This is a genomic window from Sphingomonas horti, from assembly GCF_009753715.1.
GTDB lineage: Bacteria > Pseudomonadota > Alphaproteobacteria > Sphingomonadales > Sphingomonadaceae > Sphingomonas_B > Sphingomonas_B horti.
The window spans coordinates 46906-59615 of the sequence record NZ_WQMS01000006.1 but is presented as its reverse complement, the minus strand read 5'-3'; the positions used below and the strand labels follow the sequence as shown (position 1 = coordinate 59615).

12 protein-coding genes are annotated in these 12710 nt (G+C 66.6%); 2 read left to right on the top strand and 10 right to left on the bottom strand.

The features are described from left to right. Positions 1–4: 4 nt before the first annotated feature. Entirely contained in the window at positions 5–421 is a 417-nt protein-coding gene (locus GON01_RS03845) for a GtrA family protein (protein ID WP_157026060.1), read from the top strand. Further along, on the top strand, positions 406–1392 hold the full coding sequence (locus GON01_RS03840) for a glycosyltransferase family 2 protein (RefSeq protein WP_157026059.1): 987 nt from the start codon (positions 406–408) through the stop codon (positions 1390–1392). Before GON01_RS03845 ends, GON01_RS03840 begins: the two co-directional genes overlap by 16 nt. On the opposite strand, the gene GON01_RS03835 is transcribed toward GON01_RS03840, so the two are convergent. From GON01_RS03835 to GON01_RS03790, 10 genes are all read right to left on the bottom strand, one after another. Beyond that, a complete protein-coding gene (locus GON01_RS03835; RefSeq protein WP_157026058.1) occupies positions 1374–2858 on the bottom strand; it encodes a hypothetical protein in 1485 nt (494 codons plus the stop codon). The two genes, GON01_RS03840 and GON01_RS03835, sit on opposite strands and share 19 nt — an antisense overlap. A gap of 8 nt (positions 2859–2866) precedes the next feature. After that, positions 2867–4579, bottom strand: coding sequence for a hypothetical protein (locus GON01_RS03830; protein ID WP_157026057.1), 1713 nt, complete (start codon positions 4577–4579; stop codon positions 2867–2869). Between the two features lie 48 nt (positions 4580–4627). Next, on the bottom strand, positions 4628–5851 hold the full coding sequence (locus tag GON01_RS03825) for an argininosuccinate synthase (RefSeq protein ID WP_157026056.1): 1224 nt from the start codon (positions 5849–5851) through the stop codon (positions 4628–4630). Positions 5852–5916: 65 nt separating this feature from the next. Then, positions 5917–7194 (bottom strand): SAM-dependent methyltransferase, encoded by a 1278-nt coding sequence (locus GON01_RS03820; RefSeq protein WP_157026055.1) that lies wholly within the window; start codon positions 7192–7194, stop codon positions 5917–5919. A 45-nt stretch (positions 7195–7239) separates the two neighbouring features. Next, positions 7240–7989: a molybdopterin-dependent oxidoreductase gene (locus GON01_RS03815; RefSeq protein ID WP_157026054.1), complete on the bottom strand. Its 750-nt coding sequence runs from the start codon at positions 7987–7989 to the stop codon at positions 7240–7242. Continuing rightward, positions 7986–8780 carry a cytochrome b/b6 domain-containing protein gene (locus tag GON01_RS03810; RefSeq protein ID WP_157026053.1) on the bottom strand — a complete coding sequence of 265 codons (795 nt, stop codon included), beginning with the start codon at positions 8778–8780 and terminating at the stop codon, positions 7986–7988. The genes GON01_RS03815 and GON01_RS03810 overlap by 4 nt, the downstream gene beginning before the upstream one ends. Positions 8781–8841: 61 nt before the next feature. Next, on the bottom strand, positions 8842–10242 hold the full coding sequence (locus tag GON01_RS03805) for a M20/M25/M40 family metallo-hydrolase (RefSeq protein ID WP_157026052.1): 1401 nt from the start codon (positions 10240–10242) through the stop codon (positions 8842–8844). Positions 10243–10270: 28 nt separating this feature from the next. Beyond that, a complete protein-coding gene (gene zapE, locus GON01_RS03800) occupies positions 10271–11383 on the bottom strand; it encodes a cell division protein ZapE (RefSeq protein WP_157026051.1) in 1113 nt (370 codons plus the stop codon). Then, positions 11380–11835 (bottom strand): PaaI family thioesterase, encoded by a 456-nt coding sequence (locus GON01_RS03795; RefSeq protein WP_157026050.1) that lies wholly within the window; start codon positions 11833–11835, stop codon positions 11380–11382. Before GON01_RS03795 ends, zapE begins: the two co-directional genes overlap by 4 nt. A gap of 40 nt (positions 11836–11875) precedes the next feature. Further along, positions 11876–12658 (bottom strand): succinate dehydrogenase iron-sulfur subunit, encoded by a 783-nt coding sequence (locus GON01_RS03790; RefSeq protein ID WP_157026049.1) that lies wholly within the window; start codon positions 12656–12658, stop codon positions 11876–11878. Positions 12659–12710: the final 52 nt, after the last annotated feature.

Below are 12710 nucleotides of genomic sequence, written 5' to 3'. Positions count from 1 at the left end.
CTTCATGCTTTCACGGCTTCCCGTCGAGGACCATCATCGCCGCCTGCTCGGCCAGCTGGTCCGGTTCGCGATCAGCGGCATTGTGCTGACGATCGGCTGCGCGGGCGGCTATCTGGCGCTCGCGACCTGGGGACAGATTCAGCCCAACCTGGCGATGACGATCAGCTTCATCGTGATCAGCGGCATCGGCTATCTCCTGCACAGCCACTGGAGCTTCAAGGACCATGGCTCGCGCGACGGGCAGGTGACGCGCACGCTCAGGTTCCTGACCGTGAACACGATCGGCTTCCTCGCGAACCAGGCCTTCGTCTGGCTGCTGGTCGAATATCTGGGCGGGCCCGAATGGTGGCCGGTGATCCCGATCGTGTTCGTGACCCCGCTTCTGACCTTCTCGCTCAACCGCCAATGGGTCTTCTCGTGACCGCGCCGGAGCTGACCATCCTCGTTCCCGTCAAGGACGAGCAGGATGGGATCGAGCCATTCCTGAAGCGGGTCGTGCCGATCCTCGAGACCGAATATTTCGGCGCGGCCGCGGGCACAGGCTGGGAAATCCTGTTCGTCGACGACGGCAGCACCGACCATACATGGGCGGCCATCCAGGCGATGCGCGCATCGGAGTCCCGCATCCAGGCGCTCTCGCTCTCCCGCAATTTCGGCAAGGAGGCCGCGCTGTCGGCCGGGCTCGATTATGCCCGCGGGCGCGCGATCATCCCGATCGACGTGGACCTGCAGGACTCGCCCGAAGCGATTCCCGAGATGCTGGCGCGGTGGCGGGAGGGCTATCAGGTCGTCTACGGCATCCGCCGCAGCCGGGCGACGGACACCTTCTCGAAGCGCGCGACCGCGCATCTTTACTATCTCACGCACAATTTCATGTCGGAGGACAAGATCCCGCCGCACGCCGGCGACTTCCGTCTGCTCGACCGCGTCGTGGTCGACGTGATCCGGCGGATGCCGGAGCGCAACCGCTTCATGAAGGGCCTGTTTTCCTGGGCCGGCTTCCGCCAGACCGCCGTCGAGTATGACCGCAGCCCGCGCGACGTGGGCGAGACGAAGTTCCGCTTCTGGAAGCTGTGGACGCTGGCACTCGACGGTATCGCGTCGTCCTCGACCGTGCCGCTTCGGGTCTGGAGCTATGTCGGCGGGGCGATCGCCGCCCTTTCGATGATCTACGCCGCGATCATCGTCGCCCGCACCCTGATCTTCGGCATCGAGGTGCCGGGCTATGCATCGCTGCTGGTGTTCGTGCTGTTGCTGGGCGGCGTGCAGTTGCTGTCGCTGGGCGTGCTCGGCGAATATGTCGGGCGCATTTTCACCGAGGTGAAGGGACGGCCGCTCTATGTCGTTCGCGACCGGCTCGGCGCCTTCGAGGATCAGCCGCCGACGCGGTAGAGCACGGAGTTGCCGTTGGTCCATATCGGATGCAGGTCCGGCGGCGCAACAAAACCGGCGGGCTGGTCGATGATCCAGACATGGTCGAAGGCGGCGCGGTTGAACTCTCTCATCGCCCGGTTGAGATCGGAGCCTTCGTTGCAGCCCTTCGGATAGACCAACTGCGACGGATCGCTGCCGTATCGGCCCACGCCGGGCTTGATCACCTTCAGCGCCTGCGCGCCTTCCATCACCCATTGGTCGTTCGAAAAGGCGTCCCGTCGCACGATCGCCATCGCGGGCAGATGATCGAGCCGCGCAGTCGACCACACATTGCCGCAGGGCCGGATCACCATCGACAGCACCGACGCGCCGCGCGGCAGATGATCGAGCGCGCGAAGCTCGTCGCCATAGCTGCGGTCATAGGCCAGGAAACTCGTCGTGGTCGCCGCCAGCCTTACGACGAAGAAGGTCAGGCCGGCGGCCGCGATCCACCGCGCCTCGCTGCGGATCGCGAGCAGCGCCAGCGCGCAGGTGAAGGGCAGCAGCCGCATGTCGGCATAGGCAGAGCCCATCGCCACCCGCGGCATCACGATGAAGGCACCGAGGCAAAGCAGCGCCGGAACCGCAAGCAGCGCATCCATCTTCCGGCGGATCGCGGCGATGGCGATGACCAGCAGGATCAGGTGAGCGGAGAAGACATCGAACGTCCGCCAGCGGTCGCGCAGCAGCGATTCGATCCAGAACCACTTCGCTTCCCAGTGGAACCAATCGAAGCTGATCGCCTGCGGCGCATCGCTGCGGAGCAGCACCGTCGGCAATGCAGGCAAGGCGAGCGCCAGGCAGGCGAGCGCAGCGCGAAATGCGGCGCCCAGGATCGGCTCGCCGCCGCGGTGCCTGCGCACCAACTCGGTCCCGAACGCCGCCAGGCCCAGCAAACCCCAGCCGACCATGTGGGTCAGCCACAACAGGCATGACAGCGGCACGAACATCGCGGCGCGCAAGCGCGTACGCCCTTGCCGCCCGAGCCGCATCCAGAGCGCGAGCAGCGGAAAGGCGAGCGCGGCCGACAGCGCGAAATTGATGAAGCCGAACTGGAACGGGTAGCCGTAGGCGAGCGGCAGCGCGAACAGGGCGGTCGGCGGCACGCGGCCATGGCCTTCCCGCGCAACCCACAACATGCCGGCAACCATCAGCGGCGGGATCGCCAGCACGATCAGCTTGGTGCCGAGTTCCACGCCGAACAGCTTCGCCATCGGCACGATCAGCAGGTCGACGCCCAGATTGCCCAGCAGCGTCCAATGAAAGCTGTAGGCGGCGGCGAGCGAAGGCACGTCGTCGATCGCCGTCTGCACCCGGAACCGGCCCATATGGCCGAGCAGGTCGACAAGCGGCGGGATCGGCGGCCAGACCAGCGGGATCGCCGCCGCCATCGCCAGCAGCGCGACCGTCCACCGTCTGTCGAGAAAATCCCCCCGCCCGGGCATAGCTTCCCTTAGGGCCGCGCGCCGGGAGCGGCAATGCCGCGGACGCGCCAGACGAGCAGGTCGCTGCCGATCAGCGAGACCGGCTCCAGCCATTCGGGCACGGCGCCGTTCAGCAGATGCGCGGCAAGGCCGCCTTGCCGCAGCAGCGCCGGCGGCAAGCCGCCGGTGGGCGTCGGGCACAAGGCCACATAGTCGATCGTCCAGAGGCTTGCCTGATAGCGCGCCTCGTCCGGCGTCGAGAGGAAGAATTCGGCCAGGGCGCGATTGCCGTCGACGTCGCGGTGGTAGGGCCCGCCCAGACTACGGTGCCCGGTGCCGCCGAGGAGATAGGCGCTCAGCTCCATCGGCGCGGCGAAGGTGCCGACGTCGAGGCGTTCGAGTCCCGCCAGCGTCTCCCGGCTGGTGCAACCCGCTGCAGCGGGATCGGGACGAGCATCCAAGACAGTCCCGAGCGTCTGCCACACCAGCCCGGCCGAGAGCAGCCACACGGCCGTGAGCAGTGCGAGACCATGCCGGCCTGCCCGGTCCACCCATTGCCCCAGCACCGGCGCGGCCAATGCGGCGGCGAACCAGGCGCCGCGCAGCTGCACCAGCATGGTTGCGACCGCGACGGCAATCATCGCCGCAAGCAGCAACCAGTTGGTACGGCGATCGCGGTCGCGCGCCACGAACAGGATCGCCGCTGCCAGGGCAATCAGGGGAAGCCCCAGGAAAGCGACCGCGCGGCCGATCGGCTGGCGCAGCAATCCGCCATATTCGCCGGCATGGTCCGGCCATATCCGCGCGATCAGCGGATCGGTGGCGCTATAAGGATGGCCGATGCAGGCCGGCGCGACGAGCCATAGCGCGGCCGCGGCCAGCACCGCCACCGCCGCTGCCGCACCGAGGCGCCAGCGCCGTTCCTGCGGATGCTTCCCGGAAGCCGCGAGCAGCAGCCATCCAGCGCCCGCGATCAGCATCGCGGCGAACAACGGCCGGGTGAAGCCGTCGCAGCGATCGGCGGGCCAGACATCCGGGCGCAGCAACGCGAGACCCGTAATTGCCGCCGTGACCAGGCCAAGGCCGAAGCCACCGACCGGCCGCCGTTCGCCTGCCCACATGGCAGCGAGCCACAGCATCGCCGCGACGATGACGGGCGCCGTCTCGACTCCGATCAGCAGGCTGGCCCCCGCGACGGCCCCGGCAAGAAACGTACGCCGGTCGAGCAGCGCGAGCGCCATCGCCTCGACCAGCACCAGCTGGAGGCCGTGATGATCGATGCGGCCGGGCATGAACAGCGCGACTGCCGGGAAGGCGAGTGCGGCGAGCGCGATGGCCGGCAGCGCGGCGCCCTCGGCGCCATGGCGCTTCGCAAGCGCCCCCGAAAGGAGCAGGTGGAAGAAGAAGAGAAGCTCCGGCCAGAAGATCACTGCCGCGATCTCCGCGCGCGCCGAACCCATCAGCGGCGACAGCAGGCGGATCACCAGCGCCGGCACCAGGTCCGGAAGCCGCGACCAATGCATCGCGGTGCCGCCCGGCGGTCCCAGCCGTGCCTGGGTGAGGTCGCCGAACGCCTGCCCGTCGATCCAGTCGCGGATTTGCGCGAGCCGCATCATGTCGTCGGGTTCGGGCAGCCGCAGCGCCGCCAGGTCGGCGCGCCCGAGCGCTGCCCACCACGCCGTCATCAGCACGGTCAGGACGAGAGCAAGCGAGAGGGTCGGCGCCGGCCGGGCGGGGGTCATTCGGTCGCGCTTTAGCAGCCCCTCACCCGCTCCGGGAGAGGGGCTGATTTACCGATCCCGCCGACCCAGCAGGCGCAGCCGCAGCGCGTTCAGCTTGATGAAGCCTTCGGCGTCGCGCTGGTCATAGGCACCCATATCGTCCTCGAAGGTGACGATGTCGGTCGAATAGAGATTAAACTTTACGTCCGCCTTGCGGCCGACCACCCAGGCCGAACCCTTGTAGAGCTTCAGCCGGACGGTGCCGGTCACGTTCTTCTGGCTGTGGTCGATGGCCGCCTGCAGCATCTCGCGCTCTGGCGAGAACCAGAAGCCGTTATACACCAGCGCCGCATAATGCGGCATCATCTCGTCCTTCAGCCGGGTCGCGCCGCGATCGAGCGTCAACTGCTCGATGCCGCGATGGGCCAGGTGTATGATGGTACCGCCCGGCGTTTCGTACATGCCGCGCGACTTCATGCCGACGAAGCGATTCTCGACCAGATCGAGGCGGCCGATGCCGTGCTTGCGGCCATAGTCGTTCAGCTTCTCCAGCAGTGCCGCCGGCCCGAGCGCCTCGCCGTTCACCGCGACCGGATCGCCATGTTCGAAATCGATCGTGATGTATTCGGGCGTGTCGGGCGCATCCTCCGGGTTGACGGTGCGCGAATAAACGTAATCGGGCACTTCCTCCCACGGGTCCTCAAGCACTTTGCCTTCGGACGAGGTGTGGAGCAGGTTCGCGTCCGTCGAGAACGGCGCCTCGCCGCGCTTGTCCCGCGGAATCGGGATCTGGTGCGCTTCCGCGAACTCGATCAGCCGGGTGCGGCTGGTCAGGTCCCATTCGCGCCACGGCGCGATCACCTTGATGTCGGGCGCGAGCGCGTAATAGCCGAGCTCGAAACGCACCTGGTCGTTGCCCTTGCCGGTGGCGCCGTGCGATACGGTATCGGCGCCGACGGCCCTCGCAATCTCGATCTGGCGCTTCGCGATCAGCGGCCGCGCGATCGACGTGCCGAGCAGATACTGGCCCTCATAGACCGCGTTCGCGCGCATCATCGGGAAGACATAGTCGCGGACAAATTCGTCGCGCAGATCGTCGATGAAGATATGCTCGGGCTTCACGCCCATCAGCAGCGCCTTCTGCCGCGCCGGTTCCAGCTCCTCGCCCTGGCCGAGGTCCGCGGTGAAGGTCACCACCTCGCAGTCATAGGTCTGCTGCAGCCATTTCAGGATCACGCTCGTGTCGAGCCCGCCCGAAAACGCGAGCACGACCCGGTTTACGCCATTCGCCATCGACCGAACCTCCGTTTCGCGGGCGGACTATGCGCAATGGCCGGGGGGTGCAAGGCAGGGTGCGATCAGCCGAAGCGGCGGCGCTCCGCGATCTGCGCCTCTCCGTCACCGGCTTCCTGGCGGCGGAGCGCCGCTTCCGCCTCGACCATATAGTCGCGCGTGATCGGCAGCGTGCGGCGATTGCGGATATACTGGATCTGGTAATTGCACATGCCGCCGCCCTCGAACGAGGTCAGCGCGCCGGCCAGATAGAATTGCCACATGCGGAAGAACCGAGCGTCGTAGAGCGCCTCGATCTCTGCGCGATGCGCGACCGTTCGGTCGTACCAATGCTGGAGCGTAAAGGCATAATGAAGCCGCAGCGCCTCCACGTCGGACGCGATCATCCGCGCGCTCTCGCTCGCCGGCACGATCTCGCTCAGCGCCGGGATATAGCCGCCCGGAAAGATGTATTTGGCGGTCCAGGCATCGGTCGTGCTGGGGCCGCCCATGCGGCCGATGGTGTGCAGCAGCATCACGCCGTCTTCCGACAGCAGATTGCGGCACTGGCGGAAGAAAGTCCGGTAATGCGGCGGGCCGACATGCTCGAACATGCCGACCGACACGATCCGGTCGAACTCGCCGGTCACCGCGCGATAGTCGAGCAGCTCGAATTTGACGCGATCGGCGACGCCGGCCTCCTCGGCGCGGCGACGGGCGACCGCCAATTGCTCTTCGCTGAGAGTAATGCCGAGGACATCGACATTGGCGACGCGGTTCAGATAGAGCGCCATGCCGCCCCAGCCGCAGCCGATATCGAGCACCTTCAGGCCGGGCCGCAGCGCCAGCTTGGCCGCGATATGCGCCTTCTTGTCCGCCTGGGCCTGCTCGAGGCTGTTCGCCGGGTCGGTGAAATAGGCGCAGCTATACTGCCGGTCGGCGTCGAGGAAGAGATCGTAGAGCCGGTCCGACAGGTCGTAATGATGGGCGACATTGCGCTTGGAACGCCGCGACCAGTTCAGCCTGTCGAGCCGGCCCAGGATATCGAGCACTGCGCGGCGGATCGGATTGGGCGCCTGCAGCTTGCCGCCCTTTTCGAACGGGTTCCCGTTGCGGACCAGGCGGATCAGGTCGAGGATATCGCCATTCTCGACGATCAGCCGGCCGTCCATATAGGCTTCGCCCGCACCGATCCGCGGCCAGCGCGCGATTCGCCGCGGCGTCTCCTTGTCGACAAAGCGGACGGTGACCGGTTTCAAGTCGGGGCCGGGCCGGCCGAATGTCTGCTCGCGTCCGTCGGCATGGATGATCGTGAGTTCGCCGCGCTTGATCACACGTCTCATCAATGCGTCGAACAGAGCCATTTGATTGCGGAACGCATGCGAATCGATTTGGTCGCATCCGCCGTGCTAAATTCCCGCATACCATTCGTAATCGGCGACATCTTCCCAGAAGCCGCCCTTGCCGCGGCCCGCGCGGCGCAGATCGTCGACGGCCTCCAGCCGCATCACGTATTTGGCGTGCTTATAGCCGAGCTGCCGTTCCACCCTCAGCCGAACGGGAGCGCCGTGCCCGACCGACAGCAGGCGATCGTTCATGCCCCAGGCCAGGATCGTCTGCGGGTGGAAAGCGTCGACCAGATCGAGCGATTCGTAATAGGGCGCGCCGCCGATCCGGTCGGCGCAGTGGAAGACGATGTAGCGCGCGCTCGGGCGCAGGCCGGCCAGGTCGAGCAGCAGCTTCAGCGGCACGCCGTGCCATTTGCCGATCGCGCTCCAGCCCTCGACGCAATCATGGCGCGTGATCTGGACCCGCGTCGGCATGGATCGCAGCTCGGCCAGCGGCAGCGCGAGCGGCCGTGCGACCAGCCCGTCCACCTGCAGGCGCCAATTGGTGAAACCGGTGTCGACGTGCGCCTGATAGTCAGGCGTTCCTGGATTGTTGGTGCCGTTGGTGCGGAAGACCGGGCTCATCTGGTCGGACCGGTATTCGCGCGCGAGCGCCATCCGATCGGTCAGCGCCCGCTGCAGGAACCGGTGCGCCTGCTCGGCCGAGAACAGGATTTTGCGGAATGGCGGGCTCTCGCCTAGCCTGTCGCAGCCGCCGAGCAGCCCGCCCGCGGCCAGGCCGCCGATCAGCTTGCGCCGGGTGACGATCATCGCCGGCTCCATCCGGTGATCATGCCGCGCAGCCCGTCGAGCGGCCGGTCGAGCAGCACCAGCACCAGGTGCACGAGGATGAACAGCAGGATCAGCGCGGCGGCAATGAAATGGATCGACCGCGCCGACTGGCGCCCGCCGAACAGGTCCAGCATCCACGGCCAGGCGGCATCCATGCCGGGCGACAGCGTCAGGCCGGTGAAGATCATCAGCGGGATCAGGATGAAGACGACGGTGATGTAGCTCAGCTTCTGCAGCGTGTTGAATGCGCCCGGATTGTCGGGATCGTGGAAGCGGAGCCGCAAATGAGCGACCGCGTCGCGCCACAGGCTTGCCGGCGCGATCTCCCCCCGCCGCAGCGCGAAATCCTTTTGGATATGGCGGTTGAACAGGCTGGCGACCTGAAAGAGCAGCAGGCCGAAAGCGAGCACCAGCGCGAAGGTGAAATGCCAGCGCCGGGCCAGAGCCAGGTTGTAGCCGGAAGGGATCGTCGCCCAGCCGGGGAAAGCGTTGGTGCGGACCGATCCGTCGCTCGCCCGCCAACGCCCCAGCACGCCATCGGTGTCGAAGCGGCGGTCGCCCAGATGCAAATAGCCGCCACGGGCATCGGCGCCGATCTCGAGCCAGGCACGGTCGAAATTCGCGCCATATTGGCCCCAATAGAGGCGCGGGTGTGCGTTGAAGATCATCGCGCCGCTCATCAGCAGCACGACGATCGCGACGGCGTTCACCCAATGCCAGATGCGCGTGCCGAGCCGGTGACGGTAGATGCGCTCAGTCGGCTTGGCCATTGGCCCTCCCGGTCCGCCTTATGCCCGAGAGATACGGGCGCGAGAAGCGGCCGGCTTCAGCCTATTTCGCGAGTGCCGTGATCATGCGAACCCAATGATCGACATCGTCGTCGAGCGCCTTGACCGGCAGCCGCTCGTCGCGGCCGTGCGCGCGCTCGTCATCGGGCGAGATGATCCAGCCGCCGTCGACCCCGTAGGTCGGGATGCCGACCGCCCGGAACTCCTTGCCGTCGGTCGCGCCGGTCGACATTTGCGGGATGATCTGCGCGTCCGGGAACATCGCGTGCACCGACGCGGTGTAGGCGCCGACCACGTCGGGCCGCAGCGGAGAGACCGGGGTCGGCACGTTCGGATCGTCGGCGACCGTCACTTCGACGCCGGGCCCGACCATCCGCTTCAGCTCCGCTTCGATTACCCTGGGTTCGACGCCGGGCAGGATGCGGCAGTTGACGCGCGCCGTGGCGATCTGCGGCAGTGCGTTGTCGGCATGCCCGCCCGACAGCATCGTCGCGACGCAGCGCGTGCGGGTGGTGCCGACTTCCAGCTCGCTGGCCTCGATCGCGTCGGCGGCGGCGCCGTCGGCCGGATTCGCGAGCCAGGCCCGCATCGCGTCACCCAGCGCGCCCTTCTCCTGCTTGGCCCGCTCGGTGAAATAGGCGCGCGTGGTCTCGTTCAGCTGCGGCTCGAAGCGATAGGCCTCCAGCTTCTTCAGCGCCGTCGCGAGCTCGTAGATCGCATTGTCCGGCCGCGGCCGCGAGCTGTGCCCGCCGCGGTTGCGGACGGTGAAGTCATAGCTCTGATAGGTCTTCTCGGCCGTCTGGAGACCGAAGCCGAGCGAACGCCCGTCCTTCGTGAACGCGCCGCCGCCACCATCGGAATTGAGGGCGAATTCGGCATCGGTCCAGCCCTGCTTGCGCCAGTCGTTGGCGCCCAGCTTTGCGCCGTTCATCTGCGTCTCTTCATCGCCGGTGAAGAAGACGATCAGGTCGCGCTTCGGCTTGAACCCTTCCGCCTTGAGCTTCAGCAGCGCGGCGGTGACGGCAACATTGCCCGACTTAATGTCGGTGCTGCCGCGCCCGTAATAATAGCCGTCCTTCTCGACCATCTTGAACGGGTCCATCGTCCAGTCGGATGCCTTCGCCTCGACCACGTCCATGTGCGACAGCAGCAGGATCGGCTTGGCCTTGGCCCTGCCGGCGGCCGGCCAGCGCACGATCAGCGCGGCGGTGTGGTCGTCCTTCAGTCCTTCATAAGGCACGATGCGGATGTCGGTAAAACCGGCGGCCTTGTACTGGTCGGCGAGGTATTGCGCATAGGCGGGCACCTGCCCGCGCCCCGCGACGGTCGGATAGGCGATTGCCTTGTCCAGCATCTCTCGCGCCTTGGCGTGCCACTGATTGTTCGCCGGCGTTGCCAGCGCAGGCGCGGCGAGCAGCAGGGCAGTCAGTCCGATCAGGCGCATTTCGTTTCCCCTCGCGATTCTTCCATGATTAGCGCTCGCCATGGCCTTCGGCGAGATAGGCGTCGGAGCGCATCTCCATCAGGCGGCTGACCGTGCGCTCGAACTCGAAGCGGCCGTCGCCCCTTTCGTAGAGCCCGGCGGGTTCGGCATCGGCTGCGGCGAGCAGTTTCACCTTCTGCTCGTAGAGCGCGTCGATCAGCGTCACGAACCGCGCGGCCTCGTTGCGGTTCTCGGGACCGAGCTTCGGGATGCCGACCAGGATCACGGTGTGGAAGCGCCGCGCAATCGCGAGATAATCGGGCGCGCCGCGCGCTTCCCCGCACAGCCGCTTGAACGAGAAGACGGCGACGCCCTTCAAGCTTTTGGGCACGTGCAGCGTGCGGCCGCCGGGGACGGGAATGTCCTCCGTCGGCACGTGCGCGCGATCCTCGACCGGAAAGTCGGTGAGGCGGAAGAAGGCGTCGGAGAGCGCCTTGGTCGCCTCGGGCCCGTTCGGCACGTGCCAGGTCTTCAGGCCCGACATGCGCTGCAGGCGATAGTCGGTCGGACCGTTCAGCGCGACCACGTCCAGCTTCTGCTCGACCAGATCGATGAAGGGCAGGAAATGCTCGCGGTTCAACCCGTTCTTGTAGAGATCGCGCGGGGCCCGGTTGGAAGTGACGACGACCGTGGTGCCGGCGTTGATCAGCGACGTGAACAGCCGCGACAGGATCATCGCATCGGGCGAGTTGTTGACGACCATCTCGTCGAACGCGATCAGCCGCGCCTCGCCCTTCAGGTCGGCGGCGACGGCGGCAATCGGATCGCCTTCCTCCTTCGCGCGCTCGATGCGGAGCCGGTCGTGCACTTCCAGCATGAACTCATGGAAATGGACGCGGCGCTTCTTCTCGATCCGGACCTCGTGGAAGAACAGGTCCATCAGCATCGATTTGCCGCGCCCGACGCCGCCCCACATGTACACGCCGCGCGGCTGCGGCCGCGGCCGGGAGGCCAACCGCCAGAGGATGCTGCCGCGGTCCGCCACGGCCTCCAGCTCGTTCGCGAGCCGGTCGAGGAGCTGCGCCGCGCTGGCCTGAGCGGGATCACGCCGCAACTGGCCGTCACGGACCAGCGCGTCGTAGCGCTCGTAAACGCTGCTCATGTGCCGCTCGGCTTGCGGATCGTGCCGGAATAGGAAGCGACGACGGTGTCGCCCTGCTCCACCAGGCCGCGGATAAACACCAGCCGCCGGGTCGTGCGCAGCACTTCGCTGACGAAATCGAGCGATCGGCCGATACCGGCAGCGCCGATGAATTGAGTCGACAGGTCGAGCGTCACTGCAGTCCCGGCCTCGATGATCCCTTTGCTGCGCGACGTCGCAAACAGGGCGACGTCGATGAATCCCAGGAGCGCGCCGCCATGCACATTGTCGGCAAGGTTCGAGTGGCTGCGGTCCGGAAAGGCGCGCATCCGCACCCGCCCGTCATCCTCGACCCGCACGATCATCTTGCCGAGCGCGGAATTGAACCGGGTCGGGTCGCGGAACCCCCAGCGCATCCATCCGGGATTGTCGGGATCGGGCTCGTGGAGGAAGCCGGTGGGGAGATCGGTCATGCCGGATCGCCCTCCCTGCAAGGGAGGGGAGGAAAATGCATCAAATGATCCGTTCGACTTCCATCTTCTTGATCTCCGCGATTGCCTTGGCCGGGCTGAGGCCTTTCGGGCAGACGTTCGCGCAGTTCATGATCGTGTGGCAGCGATAGAGGCGGAACGGGTCTTCCAGTTCGTCCAGCCGCTCGCCGGTCATTTCGTCGCGGCTGTCGGCGAGCCAGCGATAGGCCTGGAGCAGGATCGCGGGGCCCAGGAACTTGTCCGAATTCCACCAATAGCTGGGGCAGGATGTCGAGCAGCAGGCGCACAGGATGCACTCGTAGAGGCCGTCCAGCTTGGCGCGATCTTCGGGGGTCTGCAGCCGCTCCTTGCCCGATGGCGGCGGCGTCACCGTCTTCAGCCAGGGCTGGATCGACGCATATTGCGCGTAGAAGCGGCTGAAATCGGGCACCAGGTCCTTGATCACGTCCATGTGCGGCAGCGGCGTGATCTGCACTTCCTTGCGGCAATCCTCGATCGCGTGGGTGCAGGCGAGCGTGTTGCGGCCGTCGATGTTCATTGAGCAGGACCCGCAGATGCCTTCGCGGCAGGAGCGGCGGAAGGTCAGGCTCGAATCCTGCTCGCTCTTGATCTTGATCAGCGCGTCCAGGACCATCGGCCCGCAGCTGTCCAGATCGACCTCGAAAATGTCGTAGCGCGGGTTCTCGCCGGAATCCGGATCGTAGCGGTAGATCTTGAACTTGCGCACGCGCATCGCGCCGGGCGCGGCGGGAAAGGCCTTGCCCTTCTTGACGACACTGTTCTTGGGCAGCGCGAATTCGGCCATCTTCTTCCCCGCCTTGGATTTGCAAGCCTGATACGGCGCAGGCGCGCCCGAC